Genomic DNA, 14,522 nt, shown 5'->3' with positions numbered 1-14,522 from the left:
GCATCTTGTCTTTGATAGAGACAGCCAAGCGGTTAGGTCGCTGTCCGCAGGAATGGCTGAGGGCCGTGGTCAGTGCCTGCATAGAGAAAACAGACTACCCGCTCCCGGAAGAGTTGTTGTCAACATCCTCCCGGTGAACGGTTACGCCTCTGCTACCTGTTGCACCATGTCGGCGAGCTGATCGATGGCCTCTTCTACCTTGAACAGGATCTGTTTGGTGTTGTCGGAGTCCGCCATACCCGATTCCACGGTTTTCAGGTTACGTTGCATCATCAGATAGGCCTGCTCTGTCTGCTGCTGGATGCTGTTGATCACGTCCGTTATCTCGGCGCTGGAGGTGGCGGTGCGATTGGCCAGGGTGCGCACCTCGTCGGCCACCACGGCAAAACCGCGCCCCATCTCGCCCGCCCGGGCGGCTTCGATGGCGGCATTGAGAGCCAGCAGGTTGGTCTGCTCCGAGATATTGCTGATGGTGGAGATGATCTGGCCAATCTGCCCTGCCTGCTCCTTGAGGGCGTTGATGGCGGTGGCACATTCACCCACCTCCATGACCACCCGCTGCATGCCGGCGGTGGCGGAGGAGACATACTGGCTGCTTTGCGTGGTGAGCTTGCGTACCTCGTTGGCGTTGTGTGCCGCCAGGTTGCAGTTGTCCGAGATGGTGGTGGCCACCTGCACCATCTGCTCGCTGTCGTGGTGCAGCGCCTGGGCATGCGCAGCGGTCTGGCGGCTGCTCTGGCTGATGGCCTGGACCCGGTTGACCGAGGTGTGCACGTGCTGGTTGATGTGCTGGTTGTTGTCCATGGTGGCGCTGATCATCTTCTGCAGCTTCTCGATGAAGCGATCCACGCTGCCGGCCAGGGAGCCAATCTCGTCGTCGCGTGAGAGGTTGATGCGGGCATTGAGATCTCCCTCCCCGGCGGCGATGTCCTGCATGCGCTTGTCGACCTGGAGTAGCGGACGAACAATGGTGCGTACCAGCCAGAAGCCGCAGCAGGTGACGCTCAGCAGGCTGAGCAGCAAGCCCCCCAGGATGAGTCCCCTGGTGTAGTCGATGATGGCGTTGAGCTGGTGAACCTGATCCTCGACGGTGGCGTCCCCCTGGGCCTCGACCTCGACCAGCGCCAGCCTGAGCTGGTCGGCACTGTGTTCGTAACGGGCCAGCTGGTTCTGATAAGCGCTCAAGGCTGTGGTCCATTCACGGATCAGGCGGGCATTGTCGGCTTGCAGGGCACGATACTGGGTGGAGAGCATTTGGCCTGCAAACTCCCCGTCGCCGGGCACATCGAACTGGCCGGTTGCCAGCATGCCGTCAACCGCGTCCTGATAGAAGCGGGTGGCTTGTGCCAGCTCGGCCTGGATGGCAGGAGTGAGGCCTTCGCTCTGCATCTTCTCCAGCGCATAGAGCTGGCGCAGGAATCCGATGTTGGCCTCCATGCCGCCATCGGCCGCCTGCCAGCGGGTTGCAAGGCCGCCGTTCCAGCTGATGGCCTGATCCGGTGAGCGGGTGAGGCTCTCGACGGCCTCGTCACCGATCACCTCCAGCCTGGTCGAGAGGCGTGACATGCGTTCAGAACTGGCGCGCAACGCCTCATCGGCGCTCGTGAAGGTGCGATAGAGGGTCAGCAGCTGTGCCTGCTCTTACTGATAGGTCTGCTCATGCTGCTTCAGCGTGGTGATGGCTGCCGCATCGATGAGCCCGCCTTGCTCCACCCGGCGCAAAGCGTCGCTGGCCGCCTCTTTTGCCCGTTGCAGCTCCGGTGCGTCGAGGGGGATCCTCGAGAGCATCTTCTGGATATAGAGCGACTGGTTGCCGAGTTCGATGGAGCCCTCCATGGCACCATCTGCAGTCTGCCAGGCGGCCCCCAGGACGTAGGAGAGCAGATCAGCCAGCCGCTGGCTGCCATACCAGCCGATCGCCCCCATGCCCAGGGTGCAGCCGAGCAGAATGGTGAGTCCGAGGTTGGATGTGGTGACGATTTTCATGATTCAAGCCTTCCATGGTGCCGAACAAGACCATTTCAGTGTTCAATCAATTACGAAGATGTGCCAACCCCGATGGAAAATAAAGTGACGGACAGTGTTCTGAACGAGGGAAATGGCCGGGTATGAAGAGCGGGTCATCCCATGATCTGCATGGACCTATGCTGGATACTTATCCAGTTATTCTTTATGCTATGACCCAATTAGCGAGAGTCTGCGTGGCGAGGAAAAGAACATGATCGGTCGCTTGAGAGGCGTCATCATCGAGAAGCAACCCCCCGAGGTGTTGCTGGAAGTCGGAGGGGTGGGATATGAGGTTCATATGCCCATGAGCTGCTTCTATGATCTGCCCGAACTCGGGAAGGAGGCCGTCATTCACACCCACTTCGTGGTGCGTGAAGATGCCCAGCTGCTCTACGGCTTCAACCACAAGCAGGAGCGGGCGCTGTTTCGCGAGCTGATCAAGACCAACGGGGTCGGCCCCAAGCTGGCACTGGCCATTCTCTCCGGCATGACGGCCACCCAGTTTGTGATGAGCGTCGAGCGCGAGGATATAAGCTCCCTGGTCAAGTTGCCCGGCGTGGGCAAGAAGACCGCCGAGCGCCTGGTGGTGGAGATGAAAGACCGCCTCAAGGGCTGGGTCAGCCACGATCTCTTCTCCCCGGCCGAAATCACCCTGCCCGCGAAAGAGAGCCCGCTGCGTGCCCCGGATGCGAGCGAGGAGGCGGCCAGTGCACTGGTGGCCCTCGGCTACAAGCCGCAGCAGGCCAGCCAGATCGTCAGCAAGGTGGCCGCCGACGGCATGTCGGTAGAGGAGATCATTCGTGAATCCCTGCGCAGCCTGGTGTGAGGTAGACAATGATTGAAGCGGATCGCCTCATCTCGGCCGGTGCCGCCCGTGAGGACGAGATCATCGATCGGGCCATCCGGCCCAGAAAGCTGGCCGATTACACCGGACAGGATCATGTCTGCGATCAGATGGAGATCTTCATCGAGGCCGCCCGCCAGCGCGGGGAGGCCCTCGATCATCTGCTGATCTTCGGGCCTCCCGGCCTTGGCAAGACCACGCTGGCCAACATCGTCGCCAACGAGATGGGGGTCAACATCAAGACCACCTCGGGCCCCGTGCTGGAGAAGGCCGGCGATCTGGCGGCGCTTCTCACCAACCTGGAACCGAACGATGTGCTCTTCATCGACGAGATCCACCGTCTCAGCCCGGTGGTGGAGGAGGTGCTCTACCCGGCCATGGAGGATTATCAGCTCGACATCATGATAGGGGAGGGGCCGGCGGCCCGCTCCATCAAGCTCGATCTCCCTCCCTTCACCCTGATCGGTGCCACCACCCGGGCCGGCTCCCTCACCAGCCCCCTGCGGGATCGGTTTGGCATCGTGCAGCGCCTCGAGTTTTACAACGTCAAGGACCTGACCGACATCGTCTCTCGCAGCGCCCGTTGCCTCGGGCTCGACATGACGGAAGACGGCGCTCTCGAGGTAGCCCGTCGCTCCCGGGGGACACCGCGGATTGCTAACCGTTTGTTAAGGCGGGTACGGGATTTTGCCCAGGTGAAGTCTGACGGGCGAATTGACGGACCCATTTCGGCCCGTGCCATGGACATGCTGGACGTGGACAACGAAGGTTTCGACTTCATGGATCGCAAGCTATTGTTGGCCGTCATCGACAAGTTTATGGGGGGGCCCGTCGGGCTCGACAACCTGGCCGCCGCCATCGGTGAGGAGAAGGACACCATAGAAGACGTGCTGGAACCTTATCTGATCCAGCAAGGCTATCTGCAACGTACACCCAGAGGGCGGATCGCAACTCAGAGAGCCTACGCACACTTTGGCCTGGAACGACCGGCAGATCAGTAGACGTTGCGATATGAACCAAAAAGCCGCCCTTGAGGCGGCTTTTTGTTTTGCGGGCAAAAAAAAGCCCACGGCACAGGCGGTGGGCAAAGACAATTCAGGATGGATGTTCACAGACAGTGAGCGCGTCTGCAGACCGGTCGGGAAAAAACAGAGGAGCCGTCGCGAGGCTTCAGAGTCGGTTCATTTGATAGAGTTGAACGAAAGAAAGCTTGTAGTAACGGATGGTCTTGGCAACAAACTTTTTCATCATTAATCCCAACAAACAGGTTCGAAATGTTCATCGAATACGTACCGGGAACCCGGAATGACCGGCCTGTATTCAGAGGTATGCCCTCACTGCGAGGCGCATTGTAGGAGCTCTTTCCGGGTGGGGCAAACAAGAAAATCTATGGGCTTTTGATTAGATAAACTAATGACTTTGGTGGGGGTGTCAATCCGCATAAACATGTGTTTTTACTGGGTTTAAATTGATTTTTGGATGAGCCTGGCCATTTATTGAAATAATCGAGACGCGAAGGCTTTATTCCCGGGGTTGTGTATTTGTTTAACAGAATTGAAACTATTTTGGTGAGTCATAAAATTGATTTAAATCAATTATTTACGACTTGTCGTTTTTTGTGATGAAGCTCCCATAATTAATGGGAAAAGCCCCATAAGTTACCTTGAAAAAACATGTATTGAGGGTGGTTTTACATTGATTTCAATCAAATAAAGGTGATATAAAACAGCGATCATTATAGGCGGGAATAGAACCCTGGTTATTGTTTATTAGATGTTAAACATTAGCTTTTTTTGTTCCTGTATATTGCCTTGTTGTTAATGTGGTGGCAGTCGAATCCGGTCAGTCCGCGAGGGGTGACCGACCGTTCGGGGACTTCCAATGGAAGCTTTGTCCTTAAAACTTAAAATAGCCGTGCCAATAATCGGTGAGGAAACATCATGATTGCTGAGCATGTGGTAGACCTATCGCGGTTCCAATTTGCTGCGACGGCCCTTTATCACTTCCTGTTTGTACCCTTGACGCTGGGGATGGCCTTCATCCTGGCGATCATGGAGTCTGTCTATGTGATGACCAACAACACAGTGTACCGGGACATGACCAAGTTCTGGGGCAAGTTGTTCGGTATCAACTTTGCCCTCGGGGTTACCACCGGGCTCACCATGGAGTTTCAGTTCGGTACCAACTGGGCTTACTACTCCCACTATGTCGGCGACATCTTCGGGGCCCCGCTGGCCATCGAAGGCTTGATGGCCTTCTTCCTGGAGTCCACCTTCGTCGGTATGTTCTTCTTCGGTTGGGATCGTCTCAGCAAGCGCCAGCACCTGGCGGCTACCTGGCTGATGGCGCTCGGGACCAACCTTTCCGCACTGTGGATCCTGGTCGCCAACGGCTGGATGCAGAACCCGGTGGGTGCCGAGTTCAACTTCGAATCCATGCGCATGGAGATGGTGAGCTTCGCCGACCTGGTGTTCAACCCGGTTGCCCAGGTCAAGTTCGTCCACACCGTGGCGGCAGGCTATACCACGGGCGCCATGTTCGTGCTCGGGATCTCCTCCTATTACCTGCTGAAGAATCGTGATGTGGCGTTCGCTCGTCGCTCCTTCGCCATCGCGGCCGCGTTCGGCATGGCCTCCATCCTCTCCGTGCTGGTGCTGGGTGACGAGTCCGGCTACGAGACCGGGGAAGTACAGAAGGTGAAACTGGCGGCCATCGAGGCCGAGTGGAACACGGAGCCGGCTCCGGCATCCTTCACCCTGTTCGGGATCCCGAACCAGGAGGAGATGCGCACCGACTACGCCATCAAGATCCCCTATGCCCTCGGCATCATCGCCACCCGTTCCCTGGACGGTCAGGTGACTGGTCTCAAGGATCTCAAGAGCGAGCATGAGCTGCGGGTGCGCAACGGCATGACCGCCTACGACCTGCTGACCAAGCTGCAATCCGGTGACAAGTCCGACGATACCCGCGCCCGCTTCGACGAAGTGAAGCAGGATCTGGGCTACGGTCTGCTGCTCAAGCGTTACACCCCCAACGTGACCGACGCCACCGACGAGCAGATCAAGGCTGCCGTGGATGACTCCATCCCGCAGGTACTGCCGCTGTTCTTCGCCTTCCGCATCATGGTCGCCTGCGGCATCCTGATGCTGGTGCTGATCGGTCTGGCCTTCTATGACAGCACCCGCCACAAGATCGGCGGGCGCAAGTGGCTGCTCAAGGCGCTGCTGTACGGCATTCCGCTGCCCTGGATCGCCATCGAGGCGGGCTGGTTTGTCGCTGAATATGGTCGTCAACCCTGGACCATCGCCGAGATGCTGCCGACTTATGTCTCTGCATCCAACATTCCTGCGTCCGAGATCTGGTTCTCTCTGATCGGGATCTTCCTGTTCTACACCGTACTGCTGATCATCGAGATGTACCTGATGTTCAAGTATGCGCGCCTGGGCCCAAGCAGCCTGAAGACGGGCAAGTACCACTTCGAACAGAGCAAGGCATAAGGAGAGTGACCCATGTTTGATTACGAACTGTTGCGTCTGGTCTGGTGGGTGCTGGTCGGCGTGCTGCTGATCGGGTTTGCCATCACCGACGGTTTCGATATGGGGGTGGGCGCCCTGCTCCCCTTCGTCGGCAAGAAGGATGTGGAGCGTCGCGTGATGCTCAACACCATGGGGCCGCATTGGGAAGGCAACCAGGTCTGGCTGGTGACCGCCGGTGGTGCCCTGTTTGCCGCCTGGCCCATGGTCTATGCGGCGGCCTTCTCCGGCTTCTACATTGCCATGATCCTGACCCTGATGGCGCTGTTCTTCCGTCCGGTCGGCTTCAAGTACCGCTCCCTGCAGGAAGATGCCAAGTGGCGCTCCAACTGGGACTGGGCTCTGTTTGCCGGTAGCGCCATTCCCCCTGTCATCTTCGGGGTGGCGTTCGGCAACCTGCTGCAGGGTGTACCGTTCAGCTTCAACCAGTTCCTGATGATGACCTATCACGGCAACTTCTTCGGTCTGCTCAATCCGTTCGGTCTGCTGGCCGGTCTGGTGAGCCTCTTCATGATCATCACCCAGGGTGCAACCTGGCTGATGATGAAGACCGAAGGTGAAGTGCTGGCGCGCTCTCGCACCGCCGCCATGATCTTCTCCCTGCTGACCCTGGTGCTGTTCGCCCTGGCCGGTGTCTGGGTGAGCGGCATGGATGGTTATGTGATTGTGGGCTCCGTCGCCACCGACGCCGTCACCAACCCCCTTCACAAGGAAGTGGTGGTGCAGGCCGGTGCCTGGATGCAGAACTACAACCTCTATCCCTGGATGATTGCCGCGCCCGTGCTGGGTCTGGTGATGTGTCTGCTGACCGCCGTGGCGGCCAAGCTGGACAAGGGGTGGGTGGCGTTCCTGTTCTCTTCCCTGGCCATCGCCGGCATCATCCTGACCGCGGGCTTCTCCATGTTCCCGTTCGTGATGCCCTCGAGCCTCGAGCCGTCCCAGAGCCTGACCATGTGGGATTCCACCGCCTCCTTCAACACCCTCAAGGTGATGACGGTAGTCGCAGTCGTCTTCGTGCCGACCGTGCTGGCTTACACCATCTGGACCTACATCAAGATGTTCGGCCGGGTGAGTAACAAGCACATCGAAGACAACCAACAATCGCTCTACTAAGAAGGTGCCCTGATATGTGGTATTTCACCTGGATCCTGGGGCTGCTGCTGGCCTGTGCGTTTGGGATTATCAATGCGCTCTGGCTGGAGCACACCGAGAACCTGGATCGTCAGATTGATGAAGACAAGTGACAGGCTCGCCCGGCTGGCCGCTCCTCTGGAGCGCCAGCCATGGCAAGGTCTGATGCTGCTGGCGGCGGCCCTGCTGGCTGTCGCCATCTTGCAGGCGCCCAACCTGGTCGCGGCCAACACCAGTGAGCACGGCCTCTGGCTTGCTCCCTGGCTGATGTGGGCGGTCTGTTGCGGTGTCATGCATGGACTGGGGTTTCACCCGCGCAGCCTGGTGGGTCGCGTGCTGTTCTTCCCCTGGCTCGCCCTGCCCAGCCTGCTCTGCGGGCTCTGGCTGACCAGCAGCTACTACCTGCCATAAATGATGAAGGAGGTCGGCATCAGCCCACCTCCTTCTTCTTTTTTGAGGGGCGTGCCGCCGCCCGGTCAGAGCGACAGAACCTCGCTTGTCACGCCGCTCGCAGCCACTTCTCTTGTCCGCTTTTCTTGTGATGCTGACAGCCCTGTGGTCTTCGGCCTGTCGGCGCTGCTGCACGCCATAAAAAACAGGGAGAGAGGGGATTTCCCTGTCTCCCCCTGCTTCTTTCCTATTCAGCCCTGCGCTATGATAGCCCCCCATCTGACTGTCGAATGGATCACAGATTTTTATGGGGGAAGTCTCTGAGTTTCCGGTGCGTGTCTACTACGAAGACACGGATGCCGGAGGCATCGTCTACAACGCCAATTATCTCAAGTTTATGGAACGGGCCCGCACCGAATTCCTGCGCGCAGGCGGCATCGAACAGGATGTCCTGCTGCAGGCAGGGATCGCGTTTGTGGTGAGTCGCACCGAAATCGACTTCCGCGCGGCGGCCCGCTTCAATGAACTGCTGACCGTAATGACGCAAGTAACTGAAGTGAAACGCGCTTCCATGCGTTTTTCACAGCAGATCCTGGCGGCTGATGGACGGCTGATCACTCAGGCCATGGTACAGATCGCCTGTGTCAGTCATCCGCAAATGAAACCTGTTGCAATACCTGAAAAAATCAAGGGAGTGCTGTTAAGTGCACGCTGAAATTTCGTTTATTGGCCTGTTCTGGCAAGCCAGTCTGTTGGTGAAACTGGTCATGATGACCCTGATGGGCATGTCGGTCGTCTCCTGGGCGCTGATCATACAGCGCTCCAAGGCCATCAAGGCGGCCAACCTGGCCTCGGAGCAGTTTGAAGACAGATTCTGGTCCGGGGTCGACCTCAATCGTCTCTACCAGGAGTCCTCCTCCCGTCGTGACGACATCGAAGGCATGGAAGACATCTTCTACTCCGGCTTCAAGGAGTATGCCCGCCTGCTCAAGGCCGGTGCCCGCGGTCAGGATGCGGTGATGGACGGTACCTATCGTGCCATGCGCGTCTCCCTGTCCCGTGCAGTGGACGATCTCGAGTCCAACCTACCGGTCTTGGCGACCATCGGTTCCATCAGCCCCTATATCGGTCTGTTCGGTACCGTCTGGGGGATCATGAACGCCTTTATCGCTCTGGGTCAGGTTCAGCAGGCGACCCTGCAGATGGTGGCACCGGGTATCGCGGAAGCGCTGATCGCCACCGCCATGGGTCTGTTTGCCGCCATCCCGGCCGTTATCTTCTACAACCGCTTCACCAACAAGGTCGAACGGCTGGAAAACGCCTACGCCAACTTCATGGACGAGTTCACCACCATTCTGAACCGCCAAATCGCACAGCAGGGTGAGAAGTAATGCAAACCTATCAGCGGCTCAAACGCAAGAAGGTCGCCGAGATCAACGTGGTGCCCTATATCGACGTCATGCTGGTGCTGCTCATCATCTTCATGGCGGTCACGCCCGTGATCACGCAGGGGGTCAAGGTCGACCTGCCTCAGGCGGAGTCCGAGCAGTTGCCGGAAGACTCCAAGCCGCCTTTCATCGTCAGCGTCAATACCGAGGGTGAGTACGTCATCAAGGCCGGCGAGGCGGATGACGAACCCGTACCGAGCGGCACCCCCGAGGCGATGCAGCAGTACATCACCGAGAAGGCCATGGGCTATCTGGCCATCAACCAGAACGCGCCCGTGGTGGTCGCCGGCGACAAGTCCGTGCGGTACGAGGAGGTGATCCTGCTGATGGTGGCCCTCAAGAAAGCCGGTGTGCCTCAGGTTGGTCTGATGACGGATCCGGTGAACTGACGGAGATGGATGTGAAGCGTGGTATTTCCGGTTATCTCGTCGCGTCGCTGCTGCTGCATCTGATCATCGGCATCATCCTGCTGGTCGGTGTCGACTTCAGCAAACCCAAGCGCCCCGAGTCCAAGGGACAGATCGTCAATGCGGTCATGATGGACAGCGAAATGCTGGAGCAGCAGATGCAGCAGGTCCAGCAGCAGAAGCAGGCCCAGCCCAAGGCTGCACAGCAGCAGAAGGACAAGGAAGACGCTGAGCGCGTCAAACGCGAGCTGGCACAGGAGCAGGAGCGTCTGCGTATCGCCGAGACCAAGCGCAAGCAGGCCGAAGAGGCGACCCGCAAGGCCGAAGCTGACAAGCAGAAAAAAGAGGCTGAACAGAAGCAGGCGGAAGAGAAGGCCCAGAAAGCCGAGGAAGCCCGCAAGCTGGAAGAGCAGAAGACCAAGAAGGCCGAAGCCGAACGCAAGGCGGCGGAAGAGGCCAAGGCGCTGGCGCTCAAGAAGAAAAAAGAAGAGCTGGAGAAGAAGCAGGCTGAAGAGAAGGCCAAGGCGGAAGAGGCCAAGGCCAAGAAAGCGGAAGCCGAGAAGAAGGCCAAGGCCGAAGCCGAGAAAAAGGCGAAGGCGGAAGCCGAGAAGAAAGCCAAGGCCGAGGCCGAGAAGAAGGCGAAGGAAGAGGCTGACAAGAAGGCAAAAGCTGACGCAGAGAAGAAGGCGAAGGCCGAGGCTGACAGAAAGGCCAAGATTGAGGCGGAGCGCAAGCGCAAGGCGGCCGAAGAGGCCAAGTTGCAAAAAGAGATGGAAGCCATGATGGAGCAGCAGCTGGCCGCCGAGGCCAATGCGCGCAGTCAGGCTGCATCGGCAGCCGCCAAGGGTGAGGTCGACAAGTATGCCGCCCTCATCAAGGCCACGGTCGAGCGCTACATGATTTTGGATCCCACCATGCGGGGCAAAACATGTACTATCGGTGTCAAGTTGGCCAGTAGCGGCTTCGTCATCTCGGTGGACAACGGTCAGGGTGATCCGGCGGTCTGCCGCTCCGGCAAGGCGGCGGTGCTGAAGGCCAACCAGTTGCCGGTGCCGAAGGATCCGGCGGCATTCGAGATGTTGAAGGAGTTTAACCTCAAGTTAGAACCGAGCATCTAAGCGTGATAGAACGGGGTCAATGACCGTGGTTGGCAGCATCTGCTGATAAAGGGATTTCACCTCTCATTTTTTTGGAACAGAGTATTTAAGCCATGATAAGAAAAGTGTTTTTTGCTTTGGTTGGCTGCCTTCTGCTAGGCCAGAGCGCTCAGGCGGCCTTGGACATCGTCATCACCGGCGGTATCGACAGTGCGCGCCCCATCGCCATCGCCCCCTTCAAGTGGGAGGGCAATGGCCAGTTGCCGCAGGATATCGCGGAAGTGGTCTCCAACGACCTGATGCGCAGCGGCAAGTTCAAGCCGCTGGCCCGTGGCCAGATGCCGCAGACGCCGAGCACCAGCGGCGAGATCAACTTCGCACCCTGGGCTTCCCAGGGGGTCGAAGCCGTGGTGGTCGGCTCCATCGCCGCCGTGGGTGATGGCACTTACAAGATCAACTTCGAGCTGGTCGACGTCCTGAAAGGCCAGCTGGCCAAGACCCAGGGCGGTGAAGCGAACGGTTACATCCTGGACAGCCGCATGGCGACCATCCCGGGTGCCCAGATGCGCCAGTTTGCCCACCGCATCTCCGACATCGTCTACGAGCGTCTGACCGGTGAGCGTGGTGCCTTCCTGACTCGTCTGGCCTATGTCTCCGTGCAGCAGGGCACCCAGTTCCCGTATCAGCTGCGGATCTCCGACTACGACGGCTACAACGAGAAGACTCTGTTGCGCTCCCGTGAACCCCTGATGTCCCCGGCCTGGTCGCCGGATGGCAGCAAGCTGGCTTACGTGAGCTTCGAGAACCAGAAGTCCGAGATCTATGTGCAGGACATCTACACCCAGCAGCGCAGTCTGATCACCAGCTTCCGTGGCATCAACGGTGCGCCGGAGTGGTCTCCAGATGGTCGTCGTTTGGCTATTGTTTTGTCCAAAGATGGGCAGCCTGACATCTATGTCGTTGATGTTGCTAGCAAGCAACTCACCCGAGTCACAAATAACCGTACCATCGACACCGAACCCTCCTGGATGCCGGACGGTCAAACTTTGCTGTTCACCTCTGAACGTGGTGGCAAACCCCAGATTTATAGCGTAAATTTGGCGACTGGCATGACTCGCCGGATGACCTGGGAAGGGGATTCCAACCAGGGGGCATCCATCACACCGGACGGCAAGTCCATGGTGATGGTGACCCGGGTTCAGGGACAATATCGCATCGCTCGCCAGGATATGGAAAATGGAGCCATGCTGGTACTGACCCAGAGTGCTCTGGATGAATCGCCAAGTGTGGCTCCCAATGGCAGCATGATCATTTATGCCACCATCTATCAGGGTCGTAAGAGTCTTGCATTGGTGTCGACCGACGGTCGCTTCAAGGCAGTGCTTCCGACCAGTAGCGGTGAAATTCGTGCACCAGCTTGGTCGCCCTTCTTGAATTGATAAAAATCTATTGTTTTTTGTTTTGTTATAAAGGTTTAAGGAAATAGCATGCAACTCAATAAACTGCTCAAGGGTCTGGCCATCGCACTGCCACTGTTCACCCTGGCTGCCTGTAGCTCCTCTTCCGACTCCGACGCCGCTGGCGCCGAGTCCGGCATGACTGACGGCATGGGCGGTGTACAAACCGGCGGCGCCAACGGCATGTTGTCCCCGGAAGAGCAGATGCGTCAGAAGTTCGAAGCGCTGCAACGCGACAACGTGATCTACTTCCCGTACGATGGTTACGACATTCAGGGTCAGTACGCCGACCTGCTGGATGCCCACGCCAGCTACCTGCGTGAACGTCCGAGCGTCAAGGTACTGATCGAAGGCCACGCCGACGAGCGCGGTACGCCGGAATACAACATCGCGCTGGGTGAGCGTCGTGCCAAGGCTGTTGCCAAGTATCTGCAAACCCTGGGTGTGCAGGCCGAGCAGCTCTCCATCGTCAGCTATGGCGAAGAGAAGCCGCTGGATCTGTCCCACACCGAGGAAGCCTTTGCCAAGAACCGCCGTGCGGTCCTGGTTTACTAAGGTTTGAGTCGAACGAAGTTCGTTTATATGCAAGCGGCCATTTCGATGGCCGTTTTATTTGCACTAAACGTCAAGGTTTGATCCGAATGAAATCTGTATCAGCGAGCGACTATGCGCTGGCCGTTTTATTTGCACTAAACGCTAAGGTTTGATCCGAATGAAATCTGTGTACAAGCAAGCTGGTGTTGCGCTGGCCGTGTTGGTTGCTTTGAATGCGCAAGCGGCGGCACCCGTGAGCGATCTGAGCGGGGATTCTGGCAGCAGCGGCGTGGTGCTGAGCGGCAACAATGGTGCCATCGTACCAACCGGCAGCCTGGAGGACCGGGTTGCCCTGCTGGAGCGTACCCTCAACGCCCGTCTGCGTCTGCAGGCCGAACTGCAGCAACAGGTCGACTCCCTGCAAGGGGAGGTCTCCGAGCTGCGTGGTCAGCTGGAGCAGCAGACCTACCAGATGGAGCAGTCCCAGGAGCGCCAGCGCCAACTCTACCAAGAGCTTGACAAGGTGGCCAACAGCCAGCCTGCCGCCGCGCCCGCAACACCTGCTGCAGGTGCTGCAACGCCTCCTGCCGCGGCTGCCAACTACTCTACCAACCAGGATGAGAACCAGGCCTACGACGCGGCCGTGAACATGGTGCTCAAGGAGAAGAACTACGACAAGGCCATTCCTGCCTTCGAAGGGTTCATCAAGCAGTTCCCGAACTCCAGCTATGTTCCCAATGCCCACTACTGGCTCGGCCAGCTGATGTTCAACAAGGGCGACAGGGCGGGGGCCGCGAGCCAGTTCTCCACGGTGGCGAACAAATACAGCAAGTCACCCAAGCGGGCCGATGCCCTGCTGAAACTCGGCATGCTCGCCCAGCTTGACGGCAAGAAAGCAGAGGCCAAGGCCTTCTATGAGCAGGTGATCAAGGGTTACCCCAACACCTCGCCGGCCCAGCTGGCCAAACAGAGTCTGGCCAAGCTGTGACATTGCTGCATGTCACTGTTTTCGTAACACTCTTGTAAATACCGCCGTGCTTTGTATGCGCAGTGAACAATCAGATTTAATTTAAGATTTTTCTATTGCGCCAGGATGATAAATCCGTAATATAGGCCGCCGTCAGAGCCGGAGCAGTAATGCAGTCGGCACTGGTCGTGGTGAGGGTCGTTAGCTCAGTCGGTAGAGCAGTTGACTTTTAATCAATTGGTCGCTGGTTCGAATCCAGCACGACCCACCATTTCTTCACAGCAGGTGAAGACAATATTCCCAGGTCGTTTAGCTCAGCTGGGAGAGCACCTCCCTTACAAGGAGGGGGTCACTGGTTCGAGCCCAGTAACGACCACCATGTTGTAACGCTGGCCGCCACATGCGGTTGGTGAAAAGTTCAGGATGTGGGTCGTTAGCTCAGTCGGTAGAGCAGTTGACTCTTAATCAATTGGTCGTAGGTTCGAACCCTACACGACCCACCACTCTGAACATTGAATCCCAGGTCGTTTAGCTCAGCTGGGAGAGCACCTCCCTTACAAGGAGGGGGTCACTGGTTCGAGCCCAGTAACGACCACCATGCTTTAAAAAATGATTTCGATGGGTCGTTAGCTCAGTCGGTAGAGCAGTTGACTTTTAATCAATTGGTCGCTGGTTCGAATCCAGCACGACCCACCATCATTTCAGTC

Annotated in this window: 14 protein-coding genes, 5 tRNA genes and 1 pseudogene; 19 read left to right on the top strand and 1 reads right to left on the bottom strand. The window is 58.0% G+C overall.

Annotation, left to right across the window (positions count from 1 at the left end; translation table 11 throughout):
* Window positions 1–144 precede the first annotated feature (144 nt).
* Window positions 145–1,986, bottom strand: a pseudogene (locus J9889_RS03165) (methyl-accepting chemotaxis protein); the annotation flags it as partial.
* Between the two features lie 232 nt (window positions 1,987–2,218).
* Here J9889_RS03165 and ruvA point away from each other — a divergent pair.
* The 19 genes from ruvA (at window position 2,219) to J9889_RS03070 (ending at window position 14,511) form a co-directional block, all read left to right on the top strand.
* On the top strand, window positions 2,219–2,833 hold the full coding sequence (gene ruvA, locus J9889_RS03160; protein WP_210555964.1) for a Holliday junction branch migration protein RuvA: 615 nt from the start codon (window positions 2,219–2,221) through the stop codon (window positions 2,831–2,833).
* An 8-nt stretch (window positions 2,834–2,841) separates the two neighbouring features.
* Window positions 2,842–3,852 (top strand): Holliday junction branch migration DNA helicase RuvB, encoded by a 1,011-nt coding sequence (gene ruvB, locus J9889_RS03155; protein ID WP_041214526.1) that lies wholly within the window; start codon window positions 2,842–2,844, stop codon window positions 3,850–3,852.
* A gap of 10 nt (window positions 3,853–3,862) precedes the next feature.
* Window positions 3,863–4,105 carry a hypothetical protein gene (locus J9889_RS03150; protein WP_029313687.1) on the top strand — a complete coding sequence of 81 codons (243 nt, stop codon included), beginning with the start codon at window positions 3,863–3,865 and terminating at the stop codon, window positions 4,103–4,105.
* Between the two features lie 686 nt (window positions 4,106–4,791).
* On the top strand, window positions 4,792–6,348 hold the full coding sequence (locus tag J9889_RS03145; protein WP_210555963.1) for a cytochrome ubiquinol oxidase subunit I: 1,557 nt from the start codon (window positions 4,792–4,794) through the stop codon (window positions 6,346–6,348).
* 12 nt (window positions 6,349–6,360) lie between these two features.
* A complete protein-coding gene (cydB, locus tag J9889_RS03140) occupies window positions 6,361–7,497 on the top strand; it encodes a cytochrome d ubiquinol oxidase subunit II (protein WP_010672870.1) in 1,137 nt (378 codons plus the stop codon).
* A gap of 14 nt (window positions 7,498–7,511) precedes the next feature.
* The gene (gene cydX / locus J9889_RS03135) at window positions 7,512–7,628 is read left to right on the top strand and encodes a cytochrome bd-I oxidase subunit CydX (protein WP_005331536.1); all 117 of its coding nucleotides are present in this window, start codon (window positions 7,512–7,514) and stop codon (window positions 7,626–7,628) included.
* On the top strand, window positions 7,615–7,926 hold the full coding sequence (locus J9889_RS03130) for a cyd operon YbgE family protein (RefSeq protein WP_039039483.1): 312 nt from the start codon (window positions 7,615–7,617) through the stop codon (window positions 7,924–7,926). The genes cydX and J9889_RS03130 overlap by 14 nt, the downstream gene beginning before the upstream one ends.
* A gap of 286 nt (window positions 7,927–8,212) precedes the next feature.
* Window positions 8,213–8,620 (top strand): tol-pal system-associated acyl-CoA thioesterase, encoded by a 408-nt coding sequence (gene ybgC, locus J9889_RS03125; RefSeq protein WP_010672872.1) that lies wholly within the window; start codon window positions 8,213–8,215, stop codon window positions 8,618–8,620.
* The gene (tolQ, locus tag J9889_RS03120; protein ID WP_010672873.1) at window positions 8,610–9,296 is read left to right on the top strand and encodes a protein TolQ; all 687 of its coding nucleotides are present in this window, start codon (window positions 8,610–8,612) and stop codon (window positions 9,294–9,296) included. Before ybgC ends, tolQ begins: the two co-directional genes overlap by 11 nt.
* Window positions 9,296–9,742, top strand: coding sequence for a protein TolR (tolR, locus tag J9889_RS03115; RefSeq protein ID WP_010672874.1), 447 nt, complete (start codon window positions 9,296–9,298; stop codon window positions 9,740–9,742). The genes tolQ and tolR overlap by 1 nt, the downstream gene beginning before the upstream one ends.
* Window positions 9,743–9,747: 5 nt before the next feature.
* Window positions 9,748–10,878 carry a cell envelope integrity protein TolA gene (gene tolA, locus J9889_RS03110; RefSeq protein WP_042014603.1) on the top strand — a complete coding sequence of 377 codons (1,131 nt, stop codon included), beginning with the start codon at window positions 9,748–9,750 and terminating at the stop codon, window positions 10,876–10,878.
* A 92-nt stretch (window positions 10,879–10,970) separates the two neighbouring features.
* The gene (gene tolB / locus J9889_RS03105; RefSeq protein WP_010672876.1) at window positions 10,971–12,296 is read left to right on the top strand and encodes a Tol-Pal system beta propeller repeat protein TolB; all 1,326 of its coding nucleotides are present in this window, start codon (window positions 10,971–10,973) and stop codon (window positions 12,294–12,296) included.
* Between the two features lie 48 nt (window positions 12,297–12,344).
* The gene (pal, locus tag J9889_RS03100) at window positions 12,345–12,869 is read left to right on the top strand and encodes a peptidoglycan-associated lipoprotein Pal (protein WP_010672877.1); all 525 of its coding nucleotides are present in this window, start codon (window positions 12,345–12,347) and stop codon (window positions 12,867–12,869) included.
* Between the two features lie 157 nt (window positions 12,870–13,026).
* On the top strand, window positions 13,027–13,836 hold the full coding sequence (gene ybgF / locus J9889_RS03095; protein ID WP_041211017.1) for a tol-pal system protein YbgF: 810 nt from the start codon (window positions 13,027–13,029) through the stop codon (window positions 13,834–13,836).
* Window positions 13,837–14,010: 174 nt separating this feature from the next.
* Window positions 14,011–14,086 (top strand) — tRNA-Lys (locus J9889_RS03090).
* 32 nt (window positions 14,087–14,118) lie between these two features.
* Window positions 14,119–14,194, top strand: a tRNA-Val gene (locus J9889_RS03085).
* Window positions 14,195–14,242: 48 nt separating this feature from the next.
* Window positions 14,243–14,318 (top strand) — tRNA-Lys (locus tag J9889_RS03080).
* A 19-nt stretch (window positions 14,319–14,337) separates the two neighbouring features.
* Window positions 14,338–14,413: transfer RNA gene (locus J9889_RS03075), tRNA-Val, on the top strand.
* Between the two features lie 22 nt (window positions 14,414–14,435).
* A tRNA-Lys gene (locus J9889_RS03070) sits at window positions 14,436–14,511 on the top strand.
* Window positions 14,512–14,522: the final 11 nt, after the last annotated feature.

It is taken from the genome of Aeromonas sp. PrichA-15, from assembly GCF_017939245.1.
GTDB classification, from domain to species: domain Bacteria; phylum Pseudomonadota; class Gammaproteobacteria; order Enterobacterales; family Aeromonadaceae; genus Aeromonas; species Aeromonas caviae.
Note: the sequence above shows the minus strand (reverse complement) of the source record. Positions and strands in the feature narration are given on the sequence as shown.

Coding starts and splice junctions, on each gene's coding strand:
- ruvA (WP_210555964.1), top strand. CDS start 2,219: ATGATCGGTCGCTTGAGAGGCGTCATCATCGAGAAGCAACCCCCCGAG.
- ruvB (WP_041214526.1), top strand. CDS start 2,842: ATGATTGAAGCGGATCGCCTCATCTCGGCCGGTGCCGCCCGTGAGGAC.
- J9889_RS03150 (WP_029313687.1), top strand. CDS start 3,863: ATGAACCAAAAAGCCGCCCTTGAGGCGGCTTTTTGTTTTGCGGGCAAA.
- J9889_RS03145 (WP_210555963.1), top strand. CDS start 4,792: ATGATTGCTGAGCATGTGGTAGACCTATCGCGGTTCCAATTTGCTGCG.
- cydB (WP_010672870.1), top strand. CDS start 6,361: ATGTTTGATTACGAACTGTTGCGTCTGGTCTGGTGGGTGCTGGTCGGC.
- cydX (WP_005331536.1), top strand. CDS start 7,512: ATGTGGTATTTCACCTGGATCCTGGGGCTGCTGCTGGCCTGTGCGTTT.
- J9889_RS03130 (WP_039039483.1), top strand. CDS start 7,615: ATGAAGACAAGTGACAGGCTCGCCCGGCTGGCCGCTCCTCTGGAGCGC.
- ybgC (WP_010672872.1), top strand. CDS start 8,213: ATGGGGGAAGTCTCTGAGTTTCCGGTGCGTGTCTACTACGAAGACACG.
- tolR (WP_010672874.1), top strand. CDS start 9,296: ATGCAAACCTATCAGCGGCTCAAACGCAAGAAGGTCGCCGAGATCAAC.
- tolA (WP_042014603.1), top strand. CDS start 9,748: ATGGATGTGAAGCGTGGTATTTCCGGTTATCTCGTCGCGTCGCTGCTG.
- tolB (WP_010672876.1), top strand. CDS start 10,971: ATGATAAGAAAAGTGTTTTTTGCTTTGGTTGGCTGCCTTCTGCTAGGC.
- pal (WP_010672877.1), top strand. CDS start 12,345: ATGCAACTCAATAAACTGCTCAAGGGTCTGGCCATCGCACTGCCACTG.
- ybgF (WP_041211017.1), top strand. CDS start 13,027: ATGAAATCTGTGTACAAGCAAGCTGGTGTTGCGCTGGCCGTGTTGGTT.